The sequence below is a fragment of the Levilactobacillus namurensis DSM 19117 genome (assembly GCF_001434785.1).
Taxonomy (GTDB): Bacteria; Bacillota; Bacilli; order Lactobacillales; family Lactobacillaceae; genus Levilactobacillus; species Levilactobacillus namurensis.
On the sequence record NZ_AZDT01000027.1, the window covers coordinates 14,629 to 31,331 of the forward strand.

The window sequence follows — 16,703 nt, forward strand, 5'->3', positions numbered from 1 at the left end:
GAATATTCTCAGTTTAGCCAGGAGGCTCCGGGAAATGAAGCGAACGAACGTTTTACCGTCGTTTCTTCTTCGACTTTGATCGCCCAATCAATTCCGGTTGGTCCATCAATTGATCCCGTAATTTTTCCAGTTTATAGAGTTGTTGATCGTTCCAGGGGGACTTACGCACCAGACCGCGGTCCGCAAATTCGCGGGCCGTCTGGTTGACCTCGTTCTTGGCCCGTTCAATGTCCCGTAACAGTTCCCCCGCCGGAATCCGCAGCGCGCCTTCCGAGAAGATGGTCCATTGCTCGGCCTGGTCACTGGTCGCGACCGTGACTTGGGTGAAACGAGTCTGGAGTTCCTTGGCCAGCTTTTCGATATAGCTGTCGGCCGTCTCATCCCGGTTGGTCCAGATGACCTGTAAATCATACTGCTTATAACTCTTCGAGATGCCGGGCACGTACATGGCATCGAAGACCACGTAAATCTCCGCATCCCGTAACTTATGATAATTAGCCAGCATGTTGAGCAACTGGTCGCGCGCCTCCGGTAACCGATCATTTAGCTTTAGCCGGTTGAGTTCAGGCCAGTTGCCGATCATGTTGTATGCATCGACAATTAGAATATCTTTTTTAATTTCCCTCGCCCATTTCTGCTAAAAGCTTAGTGTTGTACCGGGTGCCGCGAGTTGAAGCCTTGGTACATCAAGAGTCCCGCCGCCACACTGGCGTTCAGGCTTTGGACCGTGCCGACCATCGGGATGGTCAACGTCTGGTCGACCGTTTCCTTCAGCAAGCGCGAAATACCCTTACCTTCGTTCCCGATGATCAGGCCCACGGCGCCCTTGGCGTTCCAGTCCCGGTAATCGGTCCCGGCCATGTCGGTCCCAAAGATCCACATGCCCCGCTTCTTCAAGTCATTGACCGTGTTGACCAGATTGGTCACCCGGGCTACGGGCACCGTTTCGATGGCGCCCGTCGAGGTCTTGGCAACCGTGGAGGTCAAGCCGACCGCGCGGCGTTTGGGGATAATCACACCGTGCACGCCACTGGCATCCGCCGTCCGTAAGATGGACCCCAGATTATGAGGATCCTCGACGTTATCCAGGATCAAGAAGAAGGGTTCCTCGCCCTTCTTCTGAGCGTTGGCGTAGAGGTCATCGATACTAGCGTAGTCAAAGGCTGCGACCCCTAAGGCGACCCCCTGGTGGTTCTGGTGGTCCGTTAACTGGTCCAGCTTCTGCTTCGGCACTTCGGAGATGACCAGGTGCCGCCGTTGCGCCAGTTGCCGAATCTCATCGATGGCTTCCGACTTCAACCCGCTCTGCAAGAAGACCTTGTTGATGGCCTGTTGACTGCGCAGAGCCGCTACGGCTGGGTGGCGCCCAATCACGAAATCAATCTGTTCGCGTTCTTCTGTCATTATTCCGTTCGCCCCGCTTCCACTTGTTGGATGCACCAGTTGCTGAGTTCATTGACCCGATCCTGCCGACCACTGAGGTCAAGGTAGCCCATCAAGGCTTCAAATCCGGTGGAGATCCGGTAGGTCACCACGTCAGTGTTCTTGGCGTGGGTGTAACTCTTCGCGTTCCGGCCCCGTTTGAAGATGGTCCATTCATCATCGCTTAGGATGCCGTCCTGTTCCATCAAGGCAATCAAGGCAGCTTGCGCCTTAGCCGAAACGTAGTGGGTCGCCGTGCGTTGTAAATGGTTGGGCTTCGCGAGTCCTTCCTTGATCAGGTGCCGCCGAATGATCACTTCGTAGGTGGCATCCCCGAGGTAGGCCAACGCCACCCCGTTAAGTTGCTGATAATCAGTTGCTGTATTTGTCATTAATTTACCTTTCGCCAACGCGTCCCTTGGGGCGTGTCTTCTAGAATAATTCCTTGATTCTTCAATTGTTCACGAATCTCATCACTGCGTTGGAAGTTCCGGTCTTGCCGTGCTTGGACCCGTTCCTGGATCAGCGCTTCGATGTGGTCGTCATCCAACGCCGTTGCGGCGGTTAATTTTACACCGAAGACCCCCAACAATTCAACCAATGTCTGGCGCATGAACTCAACGGTCCCCTTGAAGACTACCGGCCGTTCCGCGTAGACGTTGCCTAAGCGGGCCAGATCGTAGACCTTAGAAATCCCATTTTGCACGTTGAAATCGTCGTCCATGGCGTCGATGTAATCAGCGACTAATTGGCGTGTCTCCTGTTCCGTCTTGGGGTCGTTGCCGTCTTCGGCGTCCTTGAGCCGATAGCCCATGTTGTCGTACGCCGTCTGTAGCCGTTCCAAGTTCCGGGCCGCGGTGTCCATGTTGGTCTGCGTGTACTGAATCGGCCGCCGGTACTGGGTGGTCGCCATGAAGAAGCGCAACGTCTGCGGGTTGACCTTTTGGATCAGGTCGTGGACCGTCACAAAGTTCCCCAAGGACTTACTCATCTTCTGGTTCTCATCACCGACCGTGACGAACCCGTTATGCAGCCAGTAATGCACGAACGGCTTGCCCGTTTCCGCCTCACTCTGTGCAATCTCATTCTCATGATGCGGAAAGGCTAAATCCTCGCCCCCACCATGGATGTCGAAGGTGTCCCCCAAATAGTGGGTCGACATTACAGAGCACTCGATGTGCCAGCCCGGCCGACCAGCGCCCCAAGGCGAAGGCCAAGAGATTTCGCCCGGCTTAGCACCCTTCCACAGCGCAAAGTCGATTGGATCTTCCTTCCGCGCCGTTTCTTCGTCGTTGGTGTGTTGGGAAGCCCCTTCTTCGAGTTCCGCAATGTTCTGGTGCGACAACTTCCCGTAGTCCGCAAATTTGTGGGCCCGATAATAGACGTCACCAGCGACCGGGTAAGCGTATCCCTTAGTGATCAAGGTTTCAATGAAGCTAATAATCTCTGGAATAAAATTCGTGGCGCGTGGATTGGCCGTAGCGGGTTGAATGTTTAACGCCGCGGTATCTTCCTTGTACGCCTTGATGAACTTATCCCCCAATTGGGGCACGGTAATGCCTTCCTTGTGGGCCTCGTTGATCATCTTGTCATCGACGTCCGTAAAGTTGGAGACGTACTTGACTTGGTATCCCCGGTATTCAAAATACCGCCGAATAGTATCAAAGGCGATTGCACTGCGGGCGTTCCCAATGTGGATGTAATTGTAAACAGTCGGGCCACACACGTACATGTTGACCACCCCTGGTGTGATGGGTTCAAATGTTTCTTTCTGACGTGTCATGGTATTAAAAACTTTGAGCATCCCGAGGCTCCTTTCACGTTTCTCATCAATATTAGTTCCATTGTAGCATAACCACCCCGAAACCTAGAAACTGAAAGTGGCGGAACTCACCGCGCTGACGGTTTCTTTACAAAATCATTGAAAAGGTTGACCGTTACGCCCAACTGGAAACTGGTCTTCAATTGACCACCGTTCCGTTAAAACCCCAAGGGGCCCGGAAAACCACCGCGCTGAATCGACTTTAATTCCCGCTGAAACTGGTCCACGTAGGCGCGTAACGAGGCCGCGTCGACTTCCAGGTTCTCCGCCTGACGACTCGCCGTGACCCGACCATCCTCAATTAACCGCTGCAGACTAGCCGGCGTATGCTTCATCCCATTTTGCTGTAAAAACCGTAACGCTGCTTGCTGATTCATCTGCCATCCTCCTCTGAAATTCAAAACTCTGTTTAGCTGATACACTGATCGTACCATCCGCCTTACCGGGCGTCACGGCCCTAGCGGCTGCCGGGGCCGGACTGACAACGCGGCTATTCATTTTCCCAAATAGGTAAAAATCATACAAAAAATGTTACGGCCCGCCCGAAAGCTAGCCGTAACATTTTTAGATTGCTTCATTAAGCACCCAGTTGGTCCAAGGTTTCTTGGATGTGCTTCAAAGCCGTTTCCCGACCCACCAATTCGATGGATTCTGGTAATTCTGGCCCGTGCATTTCGTGGGTGACGGCGATTCGAATCGGCATCCATAGTTGCCGACCCTTGATGCCCGTCTGTGCTTGAACTTTCTTGATCACGTGGAAGATTTCTACGGAGTCAAACAGGTCCAACTTGGCAACTTCTTCAGCGAAGGCCTTCAAGACCACTGGCGCCGTTTCGTTGCTGATTTCAGCCAACGCATCGCCTTCGACCTTTTCTGGTTCTTCAAAGAAGACCGAAGCCATATCGTTGATTTGCGCCATGTAGCTCATTTGCCGCTTGTACAGGTTGATCAACTGACGCGCCCATTCAATTTCGGACGTGCTTGGGTTAGCTGGCAAGTTGCCGGCCTTGATCAACTGCTTCATGGCTAAGTCCGCGACCGTACTCTCATCAGCGTCCTTGACGTAACGGTTGTTCAACCATTCCAGCTTGTCCATATCGAAGGTGGCTGGTGACTTGCTCAAGCGCGTCTCATCGTACATCTTAATGAATTGCTTGCGCGTGAAGATTTCGTCTTCGCCGACCGGTGACCAGCCCAACAACAGAATGAAGTTGAACATGGCTTCTGGTAAGTAACCCAGGTCCCGGTATTGTTCGATAAATTGTAAGACGGATTCGTCCCGCTTGGACAACTTCTTACCCGTGTCCTTACTGATGATCAAGCTCATGTGGCCGAACTTAGGTGCTTCCCAACCAAAGGCTTGGTAGATCATCAATTGCTTAGGCGTGTTGGCCACGTGGTCATCGCCCCGGAAGACGTGACTGATGGCCATCTTGTGGTCATCGACCACCACGGCAAAGTTGTAAGTTGGCATCCCGTCACGCTTAGCGATGACGAAGTCCCCACCAATGGTATCGGAGTTGAAGGCCACGTGGCCCTTAACCATGTCGTCCCATTCGAAGACTTCATTCTTAGGAACGCGGAACCGGATAACTGGCTTCAAGCCCTTAGCCTTAGCGGCGTCGATAGCGGCTTGCCGTTCTTCGTCAGACATGCCGGCATATTCGTATTCGTAATGTGGCATTTCGTTCCGGGCCTTTTGAGCTTCCCGGTCAGCTTGCAGTTCTTCTTCAGTCCGGTAAGATTCGTAAGCCTTACCTTCGTCCATCAATTGTTGGATCAGGGGCGTGTAAATGTCACGCCGTTCGGATTGCCGGTAAGGACCGTAATCTCCACCAACATCGGGACCTTCGTCCCAATCCAGACCCAGCCACTTCAAGTTGTCCAACTGGCTCCGTTCACCGTCAGCGATGTTCCGCTTAGTATCCGTGTCTTCGATCCGAATAATAAACTTACCTTTGTTGTGGCGGGCAAACAGATAATTGAAAATTGCCGTCCGCGCGTTACCGATGTGCAGATGTCCAGTAGGGCTCGGAGCATAACGAACCCGAATCGCATTTTTAGCCAAATTGGTTGCGCCTCTTTCTCGTTTTTTTGGTTAGCGCCGGGTCTCTCCGGCGTCTAACGACATGTTTTAAGTGTACAATGCCTACCACTAAAAATAAAGGGGTAGACTGGGATTGTTCCGAACTAGCAACTTGCGCCTAATGAAATAGTGGTATTAATCCGGTCCCGCCAGCCGATTGGCAGGGCCGTGACGCCAGTGGGCACGACTTTGAGCTTCGCCAAGAACGCGAATCTCAAAGCTCGGCCTTAGCCTAAGGCCAGCAAACCACTGGCCTAACGCTAATGTCACCGGCTGGGCCCTATCGGCTAACGGGACCTCACGTTGGTCACGATACTGCGTGACGTAATTGATCATGCTAACGCTAACGTGAGCCGTGAGGGCTCAGCAGTGAAATTTGACTTGGACGACGTTTCTCAGTCGGCCTAGTCAAAGGCCCAGCTTCGAGACCGCTCTTTGGCTCGAAGTGGTGCCCACTGCGTTCCAGCCCTAGCTGGCCGCCCGGTAAGGCGGATGACCTTCACCAGTTCTGGGCCGTTAGTTCTTCCGGTTCTTCTTAGGCTTTTGATCTTCGATGCCCCGGTCGGAATGAACTGGTTTGGCAAAGATCATTCGGCCCGCGTCGGTCTGAATGGCACTGGTGACCACCACGTCAAGTTGCTTATTAATGAAGTACTTACCGTCTTCGACCACCACCATGGTACCGTCGTCGAGGTAAGCGACCCCCTGCTGCCGTTCCGTCCCGTTCTTAACCACCATCACGTGTAAGTTCTCCCCGGGAATGACCCGTGGCTTCAACGCGTTCGCTAACGAGTTGATGTTTAAGACCTGGACGTTTTGGAACTGGATGACCTTGTTCAAGTTGTAATCGTTGGTGACGATCACCCCACCGTTCTTCTTGGCCAGGGCAATCAACTTACTGTCTACTTCGGGAATATCCTCGAAGTCACCTTCGTACATCTCAATAGGCATCACGTGTTCATTTTGCAACTTGTTCAAGATGTCCAGGCCCCGCCGGCCCCGGACCCGCTTCACAGAATCACTGGAGTCCGCAATGTACTGTAATTCATACAGGACAAAATTGGGGACCAACAACGTTCCTTCCAAGAACCCCGTCTTCGCTAGATCATAGATACGACCATCGATTAAGATGTTTGTATCTAAAATCTTATAGTGGTGAAAATTCGGTTCAGGTTGCTTATCAATGACCTTCTCACTGGCTTCTTCGGCCGCCTTCTTGCTCCGTGACTGGAACAGCTTACGCCATTCTTCGCCCCGAATCTTGCTCAGACGCGTTCCCAACCGAAAGCCAAAGTACCCCAGCAGAATCATCAAGATCCACGGGATAATCGTACTGATCAGTAAGGATGGCACCCGGAACAGGAATTGCGAGATCAACAGCGCTAACGCCAGGCCCACAATCGTCAACAGACTCCCAAAGATAATCGTCATGGGGTCTTGCTTGTTCAGGTAGCCTTCCACCCGACTGATCAGCCGCAGGAAGCTCTTCGCAAAAATGGCCCCGAGAATGAGAAAAATAATAGCACCAAGCAAAATATTAACAATAACGTTATCAACGAGAAGACTCTTCACTCCAAAGAGGAGCCAAGTCCGTGGTAGGTAAGCTGCGCCTAGCACACCGCCAATGATTGCAAAGATCACTAATACGACTGTTCGTTTATGCATGTTTCTTCACCTCCCTTCAAAGGGGACTTGCACCCCTAGACGCCTAAGGCCAACTTCAACGTTTGGCGTAAAGTCGACACACCGACCACGTCGATCCCCGTTGGTGGCGTCCATCCCTGTAAATTATTCTTCGGCACAAAAATCCGCTGGAAGCCTAACTTCTTGGCTTCGGCGACCCGTTGTTCAATCCGGCTGACCCGCCGAATCTCACCGGTCAACCCCACTTCGCCCACGAAACAATCCGTTGGGGCGGTGGCCGTATCCCGGTAACTCGATGCGATACTAATAGCGATGGCCAAGTCGATGGCCGGCTCGTCCAGCTTAACGCCCCCGGCCGCCTTCAAGAAGGCGTCTTGGTTCTGGAGCATCAGGTTAGCCCGTTTCTCCAGAACCGCCATCAACAAGGAGACCCGGTTGCGGTCCAAGCCACTCGCTGTGCGTTGGGCATTCCCAAAGACCGACGGCGTAATCAGTGCTTGAACTTCGACCAGAATCGGCCGGGTCCCTTCCATCGAGACCACGATTGCCGAACCCGTCGCGTCTTTCAAGCGTTCCTCCAAGAAGATCTCCGAAGGGTTGGCCACTTCGTAAAGGCCCCCCTCGCGCATCTCAAAGATGCCTAGCTCGTTGGTCGAGCCAAACCGGTTCTTGACCGCCCGCAGAATTCGGTAGGTGTGATGCATGTCCCCTTCGAAGTATAGAACCGTATCCACCATGTGTTCCAGAATCTTCGGCCCAGCAATGGCACCACCCTTAGTCACGTGGCCCACCACAAAAATCGTGATGCCGTTGGTCTTGGCAATCTGCATCAATTCGCCGGTGACCGCTCGAATCTGGGAGACCGACCCGATCGCCGACTCGATACCGGGCGCCTGCATGGTCTGAACCGAATCAATCACCACGTAGTCCGGATGCATCTCTTCAATATTGGCTCGGATACTGGCCATGTCCGTCTCGGGATACAGGTAGAGGTTGTCGGCGTTGACCACCAACCGGTCCGCCCGCATTTTGATCTGGCTGGCACTTTCTTCTCCGGACACGTAGAGGACTTTTCCCCCGGTCGCGCTCAGTTGACCGGAGACCTGTAGCAACAGCGTTGACTTTCCAATTCCGGGATCTCCCCCGATAAGGATCAGGGAACCCGGAACGATGCCGCCCCCTAGTACCCGGTTAAGTTCCTCCATCTGAGTCTTGACCCGGGTTTCGGTCGTATGTTTAACTTCGCGCATCAATTGTGGCCGTGAATGTTCGCCAGTCACCGTGACCCGTGTCGACTGGGGCTTCGCCACCGGCGTCACGACTTCTTCGACCATGGTATTCCACTCGCCACAGTTGGGACAACGCCCCAAATACCGGGGTGAGCTGTAATCACAATTCTGACAAACATATTTGGTCTTCGCTTTAGCCACGTGCATCCCCCTAATCTCGTATTCTTTCTACTGTGTATTCTAGCATACCCAGCGGGTCTTCCCCCACTAGTCCGTTACGGCATTTGCAAAGTCTTAACGTTCGTCGCTCGACCCAAAGCCTCCCTGACGCTGGGCCTGAGGAACCTGTTCAGCATCGGCCAGTCGAAACGGCATGAAGATGCCCTGGGCAATCCGTTGCCCCTTGCGAATCGTGACGTCACTGAGACCCACGTTGACCAGTTGAACGAAGATTTCCCCTTCGTTTTTATCATTATTATAGTAGTCGGCATCAATCACCCCGACCCCGTTCGGCAAGATCAAGTTATGCTTCAGCGGATTACTGGACCGATTCGCCAGCAGCAAGACCTCATCCGGTTGCATGTACGCCTTGATCCCCGTCGGTACCAGGTACGGCTTTAAGTCGTGTTGTCCCGCCGTGAGTTCCGCCGTCGTCAGGGGGTCCCGGTGCCGTAGTCGCTTAAAGGCGTGTAAGACGTCGTGCCGCCAAATGGAGGGTAACGTAAAATCCTCGGCACATTCAAAATCATAGCCGGCCGATTGTTGGGTCGTCCGGTAAGGTAGGTGGAGCCCCTGGTCAGCGTACTTACTGACTACTTCAAATCCTCGTTGCTTCATCTTATTCTTCCTCTCTATCCACTGATTGAGAATCGACTCTCTTAACTAGGATAAGCATCCCGCCACCAGATTACCAGTAAAAGCTTTCCATCCGCGAAAAGCAGTTGACAAGCCGCCGGTGATAGACCAAAATCAAAGGGAGTCCTTAGACAAGAAGGGAGCCCTTACCATGGCATTACGGGAAGAACCTGGTCGCCTCACGATTCTGGACGACGACCGGTTAATGGCTAGTCTGCACTACCTGACCCTTTCGGCGGACAGCTGGGTCCTCGAACAGATCTTTGTCCGCCCCAACCAGCCCGTCAGCCTAGCTGTGGAGCTGATTAAACGTTTTACCCAGCTCGCCACAGCTGCTCAGGTCACCGTCAAGTTACTGGACCCATACGCCAAACGTTACTTTGCGGCGCATCCCGCGCCAACGTTGGTGGCCGCCCACCAGCTTCCCGTCCAGGGAGCTACTGCGGTCCGGCCAGTCGCCCTTACAGCGCACCCCACGGAATAGGCGTCACGGGGAGCGCCATCGTACCCAGACATTCTAGGCTAAAAAAACTAGAAAGAAGGCACGGCTGCTACTGAAGTTTCCCTAGCCCCCGTCCAGAATGTCTCCTTGACCATCACTCATCAGACCCGCGGCTAGGCGGGAGCGGTCCGACCACTATCAACGGCCACCGTCACTTAGTTATCAGTAGCAGTCACGCATCCATGGATCAAAACGCATTAAAGGCCCTCGTTGGCCAAGAAGCCGTTAAGTACGTCGAAGACGGCATGATTTTAGGCATCGGCACCGGCTCAACCGTTCGGTACATGATCGACGCCTTAGGAGAACGGGTCGCTAAGGAAGGCCTCCACATCGTTGGAGTGGCCACTTCCGACCGGTCCGCTAAGCAAGCCGAATCACTGGGCATCACCATCAAGCAGCTCGACCAAGTGGACCACATTGACCTCACAATCGATGGCGCCGATGAAATCGACGACAACTTCCAAGGCATCAAGGGTGGCGGGGCCGCCCACCTCTGGGAAAAGATTGTGGCCATCAACTCCACCAAGAACATGTGGATCGTAGACGAGAGCAAGTTGGTCCACCACTTGGGCAAGTTCCCGTTACCTCTGGAAGTCATTCCGTTCGGCTCCACGCACGTCTTGGAAAAATTAGACGGGATGGGCTTACACCCTGAATTCCGGATGACTGAAGACGGCCACCACGTACTGACCGATTCGAAGAACTACATTATCGATCTGCACCTGGGGCGCATTGACCACCCCCACGAACTGGCTAACACCTTGAACGGTATCGTGGGCGTCGTAGAACACGGCCTCTTCTTAGACCTGGTCAACACCGTTATCGTGGGTCGTCAGGACGGTCCCGAAGTTTTAAACGCTCGCGACTAAGCTTCTTACCGTCAGGTCACCCGCGTTTATCAATTTGTTAATCATAACGTCACTATCTCGAGCCTGGGCCAACCGCCTAGGCTCTTTTTGGGCATCCACGACTATCTGGCGGTGTCGCACATACGTTTAGTTAAGGTATAGATTGTGCGCCTTACCGGTTGGCTCTGAAGAGGCTGGCCGTCCGGTAAGGTGGATGACAGAGAGAATGTTCAATCTTCAACGTCACATTAATTTAAAAAGGAGTTTGGGACAAAACGCCCAAACTCCTGTTATTTTTGATGATAACACTACGATACTGAAACGTGGGACCAAAGGCAGCCAGCTCCGCTTAACCGCCCTTGGTCCCACTCTCAATCTTAGTTTATTTGGTTTAACGAACCTCTGAATTTTCGACAGCCGCGCGGGCGTCCCACCAGTCCCGCACCCGGTGAACGGATAGTAGTGACCCCAAGAAAAAGGCCGCGGCGAGTCCCGCCGATAGGGGCAGCACCCTAAACATATCTGCTGGCAGGACCAACGCCAATAACGGAAAGGCGTAGGCGGCCGGGAGCTTCAAGCGTAAGACCTGTAACCAGATGAACACTAGTGGCAACGTAACCAGCGCCGCGAGTGCCCAAGTGCCAATCAGGACGTGGACCGCAAAGCCCAGGGTCGCCGCACCGGTCAACGCCAGCCACTGCCGCCCCGCTAACTTAGCGGCGTACTGTGGTTTCTGCAAGACTTCAAAGAAGACCACCAATACCGGTGGAATTCCCGCCATCTGAGGGACCCCTGCTAACCAGACGCCCGCGACCCAGAGACTGACCAGTACCACGAATAGCCCCATATGCCGACCTTGAATGGGCTCTCCGGCCGCACTCTGTCGAAATTGTCCTTGGGCGTAGACTCCCAGCATCAGGCATAACGTGAAGATCAGAATGGCCGCGATAAAGGACCAGTGAGTCGCGTTGATAATGATGGGCAACAACCCAGTCGCAAATGACGGCGCTAAATTGGATTTCAGGCCCCACAACAGGACCAGCATCAGGAGCAACCCTAACCAAATCTTCGCCGGGTACGCCCAAGGAAGCTGGTTGATCAAGAACCCAATGATAGCCGTTCCCGAAGGCGCCAGGAAGATCTTACTGGGTTGATGAATCCAGCTTGGATTCTGGTAAATCCAGGTACCGGCGGTCAACGCCCCGATTTCCGGTAGAATCAATTCTTGATCGTGTAAGGCGGTGGCACTCACCACCATCAGCAGCACAAAGGCAAACCCCAATCCATAATGGCGTACTTCTACTCGATGACCCATAACTTCCTCCTAACGCCCGCAGGCTTTCATGATTTTTTGCAAACTGCCTAGCAGTGTACCATAGATGAAAGCTCGTTTCAAAAATGGCTTTCTAAATGTAAGCTGTTCCACCATTTTTCAAAATGAGAAGTGTCGCGTTTCCATTCACCGATACCGGCCGACTGCCACTCGATCGATGGTCAACCTTGCTTACCGGCCATGAGTTTTCCAGAACCCATTCAAAAGATGAGAAGATTGGAGTACAATGATAAAATAGTGAGGAGAGTGAAGATAGTGAGTAAAGAAATCACTGCAGCCCAAACCGCTGCGTACCAAAAAGAACTAGCGAACGATACCAACGCTCAAGTGTTGGAACGGGCCGTTAGCCATCAAGGGATTTTAGCAACTGCCGCCGACTTTGCGTCAGACCGGGATATGACCCCCGTCTTCTCCATTGACTTGGATACCGGTAAAGTTGCGAACCAAAAGCAAAGTGGCCGGTGCTGGATGTTCGCCGCATTAAACACCATGCGGCACCACCTTGCCGACCTCTTCAAGTTAAGCGACTTCGAATTATCCCAAAACTACACCAACTTCTGGGACAAGTTCGAAAAAGCTAACTACTTCTACGAAAACGTCTTGGCAACTGCCGACCAACCAACGTCTAGCCGGAAGGTCGCCTTCTTAATGGCGACCCCCCAACAAGACGGTGGTCAATGGGACATGCTGTGCGCCATCATCGAAAAGTATGGGATCGTGCCTAAGTCCGTTATGCCCGAAACTTACAACAGTTCTAAGTCCAGCGAGCTCAACAAGACGCTGAACTTGAAGCTGCGGAAGGACGCCGTGGTCTTACGGAAGTTAGTGGCTGATAACGCCAGTGCTGACGATATCGCCGCCGCTAAGGACAAGATGTTAAAGGAAGACTACCGCATCTTAAGCTTTGCCTTAGGCGAACCCGTCTCCGAATTCGACTTCGAATACCGCGACGATGACAAGAACTACCACATCGACAAGGGCTTGACGCCGAAGAGCTTCTTCGACAAGTACGTGGGCTGGAACTTATCCGACTACGTCTCCATCATCAACGCCCCTACTGCCGACAAGCCTTACAACCACACCTACACGGTGGAAATGTTAGGTAACGTTGTGGGTGGTCGTTCCGTTAAGCATTTGAACGTCTCCATGGCCGACTTCAAACAACTGGCCATCAAGCAACTTCAAGCGGGTCAATCCGTCTGGTTCGGTTGTGATGTGGGTCAAGAATCTGACCGGCAAAAAGGGATCATGGATCCTAACTACTACCACCAAGACGACCTCTTCAACGTGGACTTCGACCTTTCTAAGGCTGACAAGTTGGACTACGGCGAAAGCATGATGACGCACGCCATGGTTCTGACTGGTGTCGACCTGGTCGATGGTCAACCTACGAAGTGGAAGGTTGAAAACTCTTGGGGTGAAAAAGTCGGAACTAAGGGTTACTTCGTGATGAGTGACGCTTGGATGGACAAGTACTGCTACCAAGTCGTGGTCAACAAGCAATTCCTGCCTGATGACTTACGGAAGATTCAAGAGACGGAAGAACCAACCGTCTTAGCCCCTTGGGATCCAATGGGTGCGTTAGCTTAATTTAAGTATTAGAAAAGAGACGTTAGGACCGCAAAGTCCTAACGTCTCTTTTAGTTATCCAATTATTTAAGGTGCTTAGCGGCGTTGACCCGTTCAAAGAGGTCCATGGCCACTTGCTCCGTTGACCACTTGGGATACATGGTCTTCTTCTTAAAGTTATTCGAGAGGAGAACCACGCCCGTCCGGCCGTTCCGGCTCATCACAAACGTACTTTCATAATAGTCCCCCATCCCGTGACCGTAATACCCTAACTGGTCGAAATGGTACATGCCACCCGTGTAATGCAGATTCGTCGTGGCCTGGTGCAGGACTTGGGCCCCCGCCGGCGTCGGCAAGAGCGTGCCCTGAATGATGGCCCGTTCTGCGCGAAAGAGGTCCCCAGCACTCATGGTCGCATTCCCAGTCGCAATCTGGGCCGCCATATCCGTCGCGCTCGGCGTGTGCGGATGCGTGTACTGCCGCGGTGCTGTTCCACCGTATCCTAAAATCCGGTGCTTAGCGGACCGCCGTAGTTGCGCGAAACTGGTATGATTCAAGTCCAACGGCGTGACTATCTGCTGATAGAACAACCGATAATAGGATTGATGGGTCACCTGATGTAAGATCCCCGCCAATAACACGTAACTGATAGGTTGATAGTCAAACCGACCCAGCTTAGCCGGCACAACTTGCGCATTTTGAGCAGCGTATTGGTAGGCTTGATTTTCCGTTAAGGTCGTGGTGGGCGCCATGTTGCCCATGAGGCCCCCCGTCATATCCAGCATTTGCCGAATCGTCACTTGGTCACTGTGCTTGATTCGGGGATAATACTGGCTCAGCTTATCCGTCAACCGCAGCTGGCCGGCTTGAACCGCCCGCATCACCAGTTGCCCGGTCAACGATTTCTGAATCGAGTTGATCAAGTACTGGGACTTGACCGTATTTTTCCGGTTCTGGGCCCGGTCAGCGTATCCATAAGCCTTCTGGTACACGACCCGATCATTTTTCACCACTAACGCGGTCCCCACGAATTTTTTAGCCTTCAGTTGGCGCGTGATTTCCGCGGTCAAAAGCGGCGTTTGTTGGCCCTTATTCGCCCGGTCGAAGGCGGTGACTTGGTGGCGCCGCGCAGCCTTACTTTCCGCCGCATCCTTAGCCAAGGCTGTCCGGGTAGCTTTCGCATGTTGCCGGTTAGTTGCCGTTACTTGTTTTTGGTCATTGGCATCGAGTTGATGCATTCCATAAACCAGACCGCCGATCCCCAAAATCACGACGATCAAAATCACCCAATGCCCTAGATTTCGTTTATTCAATTTTTTCTCCCCCATTTGAAACCCAACTCTTACTTCCAGATTATACAAAAAAGTTGGGCAAAAACAATCATTTGTCCTGATTGTTTGTCCCAACTTAAGGTTATTATAAAAACCGTTATAAAAGCGTTTTTTTCAAGATTTTCAAATGGTCGTCAAACTCGTAGCGAATAGGTTCCCCGTTCGCGACCTCGACCTGACTAATGTCGGCATCGGGGACCCGATCCAAGTATTTGATCAGGGCCCGTAAGGTACTGCCATGGGCAACGATCAATTGGTTCTGCCCCGCCAACAACCGGGGAGCGACTTGGTCGACCCAGTACGGCATCAGCCGGTGGTAAGCCATCTCCAGACTTTCTCCTCGAGGCTCGATGTGCGGGCCGAAGCGGTCGTAACGCCGGTCTTGGTCCACCTGCTCCAAGAGGGGCGGAACCACGCCAAAACTCCGCCGCCAGATCTTCACTTGTCGGTCCCCGACCTGGTCGCGGACCTGGTCCTTATTGTGGCCCCGTAACGCACCGTAGTGACGTTCGTTCAGCCGCCAAGACTTGTACTCCGGAATATATAACTGGTCGATCTGCTCTAATACCAGGTTGGCCGTCACAATGGCGCGCTGAAGCATCGACGTGTGTAACGCCCCAAACTGCAGTCCGGTCCGGGCAATCGCTTGCCCCGCAATGCGAGCCTGTTCGCGACCCTTAGACGTCAGCGGGACGTCGCTCCATCCCGTAAAGACGTTATCTCGATTGGCGACACTTTCGCCGTGCCGTAAAATCACTAGCGTTGCCATCAATCCTCATCCTCTCTTACTGCTTACAAAGCCTATGATACCATAGCCGCCAGTCGAAACTAAGCCAACCTGTTCGTTTTTTCACGACAAGCACCGGTCGCCTCCAAAAAACGCTAGCGGCTCGAAAAACCGGCCCTTCCCATTAAGATTCCTGGGAAAAGCCGGTTAGACAGGGATTTTTAAGTCTTAAGCCACGTGCTGCACAATCACCATCAAGATTGGAATCACCACTAAGCTCAACAACGTGGTCTCCGTCACCATGATGGCCGCGTAATCCGAATCCGCATGGTACAGCTTGGAGACCACGGGCGCGTTAGTCATCACCGGCATCGCCGCCTGTAAGATGAAGACTTGCTTCATTAATAGCGGCATCCCCGTTGGCAGGACCAAGCAGCCCATCAACACGGGGGCGACGATGAAGCGCCCCAGCAAGATGCCTAGACTATCCCGGTTTACCCGAATATTCTGTAGGCCCGCACCCGCAATCGCCGTTCCAATGAAGATCATCGACAACGGAATCGTCAAACCGCCCACGTACTGGAAGTCTTGCATGATCCAGTGAGGTAACTGAATGTTTAACAGGACCAAGATGACCCCCACGATGAAACCTAACAGGGGCGGTGAGAAGATCTTCTGCAACGTGGTCTTCAGGTTAAATTGACTCACTCCCTGGCCATCGCGTTGAATCAGATAGACCCCAAGCGTCCAGAAGAACGTGGTGTTGGCCATATAGTAGACCAGCACAAACGGCAGACTTTTGGGCCCGAACAACGCTTCGTTGACCGGCAGCCCCACAAACACCGTGTTCGAATTCAAAAACATGGACTCAAATAATCCCCGGTGCTTAGGATTGATCCGAAACAGATGGAACGCAATGATCGATAGCCCGAACATGATCAGCATCGATAAGACCGGAAAGCGCAGGTCAGGCAAGGTCTCTTTCAACGTTGTCGCCGAAAACTTGGTCGTAATCGTACTAATCATATAAGCCGGTAACGCAATCTGGGTGACCAACCGGGCAATCAACTTAGGTGCTTGATCGTCAAACCACCCGCGCCGGGATAACACGTAGCCCAGCCCAATCATCACGAGAATAATCAAAACACCCGAAACACTTCGAATGAATACGGCCATATTTGGCCCCCCTCGCTAATCGTAAGAAAAAAATTAAACTTTCTTAAGTCGTCCCAATTATTATAGCATGCCACCCAATTCGTGAATTATCGTAACCGTTTACAAGTGTTGCCTTTACGCGTCTTCTTTTTTCTTGACAGTCCGTTAAAGTCCGGCCCC

General features: G+C 52.8%; 16 protein-coding genes. 3 read left to right on the forward strand and 13 right to left on the reverse strand.

Annotated features, from left to right (window positions below; all coding sequences use genetic code 11):
- Nucleotides 1-52 precede the first annotated feature (52 nt).
- From FD30_RS05110 to FD30_RS05150, 9 genes are all read right to left on the reverse strand, one after another.
- Entirely contained in the window at nucleotides 53-619 is a 567-nt protein-coding gene (locus FD30_RS05110) for an NYN domain-containing protein (RefSeq protein ID WP_056944148.1), read from the reverse strand.
- 26 nt (nucleotides 620-645) lie between these two features.
- Nucleotides 646-1,404, reverse strand: coding sequence for a 23S rRNA (guanosine(2251)-2'-O)-methyltransferase RlmB (rlmB, locus tag FD30_RS05115; protein ID WP_024747604.1), 759 nt, complete (start codon nucleotides 1,402-1,404; stop codon nucleotides 646-648).
- Nucleotides 1,404-1,814, reverse strand: coding sequence for a Mini-ribonuclease 3 (locus tag FD30_RS05120; RefSeq protein WP_056944149.1), 411 nt, complete (start codon nucleotides 1,812-1,814; stop codon nucleotides 1,404-1,406). Before FD30_RS05120 ends, rlmB begins: the two co-directional genes overlap by 1 nt.
- Nucleotides 1,814-3,226 carry a cysteine--tRNA ligase gene (gene cysS / locus FD30_RS05125; protein ID WP_056944150.1) on the reverse strand — a complete coding sequence of 471 codons (1,413 nt, stop codon included), beginning with the start codon at nucleotides 3,224-3,226 and terminating at the stop codon, nucleotides 1,814-1,816. The genes FD30_RS05120 and cysS overlap by 1 nt, the downstream gene beginning before the upstream one ends.
- A gap of 176 nt (nucleotides 3,227-3,402) precedes the next feature.
- On the reverse strand, nucleotides 3,403-3,621 hold the full coding sequence (locus FD30_RS05130) for a hypothetical protein (protein WP_056944151.1): 219 nt from the start codon (nucleotides 3,619-3,621) through the stop codon (nucleotides 3,403-3,405).
- 200 nt (nucleotides 3,622-3,821) lie between these two features.
- Nucleotides 3,822-5,312, reverse strand: a complete 1,491-nt coding sequence (gene gltX / locus FD30_RS05135) for a glutamate--tRNA ligase (protein WP_056944152.1) — start codon at nucleotides 5,310-5,312, stop codon at nucleotides 3,822-3,824.
- Nucleotides 5,313-5,846: 534 nt separating this feature from the next.
- A complete protein-coding gene (locus tag FD30_RS05140) occupies nucleotides 5,847-6,995 on the reverse strand; it encodes a PIN/TRAM domain-containing protein (RefSeq protein ID WP_024747599.1) in 1,149 nt (382 codons plus the stop codon).
- Nucleotides 6,996-7,030: 35 nt separating this feature from the next.
- A complete protein-coding gene (radA, locus tag FD30_RS05145) occupies nucleotides 7,031-8,404 on the reverse strand; it encodes a DNA repair protein RadA (protein ID WP_024747598.1) in 1,374 nt (457 codons plus the stop codon).
- 93 nt (nucleotides 8,405-8,497) lie between these two features.
- Complete coding sequence (locus FD30_RS05150; protein ID WP_024747597.1) at nucleotides 8,498-9,040, reverse strand: dCTP deaminase/dUTPase family protein; 543 nt, start codon at nucleotides 9,038-9,040, stop codon at nucleotides 8,498-8,500.
- 169 nt (nucleotides 9,041-9,209) lie between these two features.
- Between FD30_RS05150 and FD30_RS05155 the strand changes: the two genes are divergently transcribed.
- Nucleotides 9,210-9,542 (forward strand): hypothetical protein, encoded by a 333-nt coding sequence (locus FD30_RS05155; RefSeq protein WP_056944153.1) that lies wholly within the window; start codon nucleotides 9,210-9,212, stop codon nucleotides 9,540-9,542.
- A 200-nt stretch (nucleotides 9,543-9,742) separates the two neighbouring features.
- Nucleotides 9,743-10,429, forward strand: a complete 687-nt coding sequence (rpiA, locus tag FD30_RS05160) for a ribose-5-phosphate isomerase RpiA (RefSeq protein ID WP_024747595.1) — start codon at nucleotides 9,743-9,745, stop codon at nucleotides 10,427-10,429.
- 370 nt (nucleotides 10,430-10,799) lie between these two features.
- Here rpiA and FD30_RS05165 read toward each other — a convergent pair whose 3' ends face one another.
- Nucleotides 10,800-11,723: a hypothetical protein gene (locus tag FD30_RS05165; RefSeq protein ID WP_056944154.1), complete on the reverse strand. Its 924-nt coding sequence runs from the start codon at nucleotides 11,721-11,723 to the stop codon at nucleotides 10,800-10,802.
- A gap of 273 nt (nucleotides 11,724-11,996) precedes the next feature.
- Between FD30_RS05165 and FD30_RS05170 the strand changes: the two genes are divergently transcribed.
- Nucleotides 11,997-13,331, forward strand: coding sequence for a C1 family peptidase (locus FD30_RS05170; protein WP_056944155.1), 1,335 nt, complete (start codon nucleotides 11,997-11,999; stop codon nucleotides 13,329-13,331).
- Between the two features lie 62 nt (nucleotides 13,332-13,393).
- On the opposite strand, the gene FD30_RS05175 is transcribed toward FD30_RS05170, so the two are convergent.
- From FD30_RS05175 to FD30_RS05185, 3 genes are all read right to left on the reverse strand, one after another.
- Nucleotides 13,394-14,623: a serine hydrolase domain-containing protein gene (locus FD30_RS05175; protein ID WP_056944175.1), complete on the reverse strand. Its 1,230-nt coding sequence runs from the start codon at nucleotides 14,621-14,623 to the stop codon at nucleotides 13,394-13,396.
- Between the two features lie 115 nt (nucleotides 14,624-14,738).
- On the reverse strand, nucleotides 14,739-15,410 hold the full coding sequence (locus FD30_RS05180; protein ID WP_056944156.1) for a 2,3-bisphosphoglycerate-dependent phosphoglycerate mutase: 672 nt from the start codon (nucleotides 15,408-15,410) through the stop codon (nucleotides 14,739-14,741).
- A gap of 186 nt (nucleotides 15,411-15,596) precedes the next feature.
- On the reverse strand, nucleotides 15,597-16,544 hold the full coding sequence (locus FD30_RS05185; protein WP_056944157.1) for an AEC family transporter: 948 nt from the start codon (nucleotides 16,542-16,544) through the stop codon (nucleotides 15,597-15,599).
- Nucleotides 16,545-16,703: the final 159 nt, after the last annotated feature.